1 protein-coding gene is annotated in these 1,201 nt (G+C 58.6%); it reads right to left on the bottom strand.

Features of this window, described 5'->3' with window-relative positions:
- A partial coding sequence (locus ARTSIC4J27_RS00020) for an LLM class flavin-dependent oxidoreductase (protein WP_161799500.1) occupies window positions 1–1,114 on the bottom strand: 1,114 nt, incomplete at its 3' end.
- Window positions 1,115–1,201 lie beyond the last annotated feature (87 nt).

The raw sequence follows: 1,201 nt of genomic DNA, 5'->3' as shown, positions 1-1,201 counted from the left end.
GAAGTCCCTCGTCGTAATTGACCCAGGAGATCGCAACACCGTCCAGTCCGGCGTTGGTCAACTCCAGCAGCGATTCGACAACCTGCTCAGGGGTACCAACAATCGTCATCGCACCACGACCGGCAGCGAGCCGCTCGATTGTCTTGGCATGCTCTTCCGGATCAACGTCGAAACTGTCCGAGTTAGCGCTGACCCCCGCAAGCAACTTCTCAATCGCGGCAACATCAGCACTGTCACGGTGCACAAAACGGAAGTAGTCCCGAGCGTCCTGCTCGGTCGGGCGACACACAATATGCACCCGCCCAAAGACCCGCACCTCACGGCCATGGGAAGCCAACGCCTGCTGCTTAATCTCCGCGATCTGACGCCGCGCAGTCTCCATGTTCTGCAACGACGCAAAAATGAGATCACTATGAGTGGCAGCGAAGTCACGGCCCGGGCCGCTGGTGCCCGCATTCATAATCACCGGATACGGGTCCTGCAAAGGACGCGGATCAGAGAACGCGTCAACAGCCTTAATATACTCACCATTGAAATCAGCCGGAGCATCACCGGTCCACAACCGCTTCAGCAGCGTCGTCCACTCATCAGCGTACGCATACCGGGCCTCGTGCTCCCGCTGGGTGAGGCCGAACATCGCGAACTCCTCCGGGAACCACCCCGCCACAACATTAATCCCGAACCGGCCCCCCGACACATGATCTGCCGTCACCGCCATCTTGGCCGCCATCACCGGGTGGATCAACGGAACCTGCACCGTGGCAAACGCTTGGATCCGCTGCGTCCGCGCCAGTAACGCCGTCGCCCACGTAAACGGCTCAAAAGAACGGTCCGACAAATTGAACTGCCCGCCAAACCCACGCCACCGCTGCACCGGGATCACCGCATCAAACCCGATCCGGTCAGCATGCTGCGCCAACCGAAGGCTCTCCTCCCAACTGCCCAGGACCTTGCCCTCCACATTGGCAAGCGTCACACTTCCGCGCATATTGGTAGCAAACGTCGCCAACTTCAACCGATTCTCATCATTCAAAACCGGCATCGACCACTTATCGACACGAACATCGACCGCTTCCGATGGCACGCTCAACATCTCTTCCGCCTTCGCTGACAAAACTCCACCTCGACTTAGCACACTCATGCGCAGCGCCCAAAACAACCCAGACAGCCACACGCCCAAAACTTATGAATACGATACCAC

Origin of the sequence: Pseudarthrobacter siccitolerans, from assembly GCF_001046895.1 — a bacterium.
Lineage (GTDB): Bacteria > Actinomycetota > Actinomycetes > Actinomycetales > Micrococcaceae > Arthrobacter > Arthrobacter siccitolerans.
This window is presented reverse-complemented; position numbering and strand designations above follow the sequence as displayed.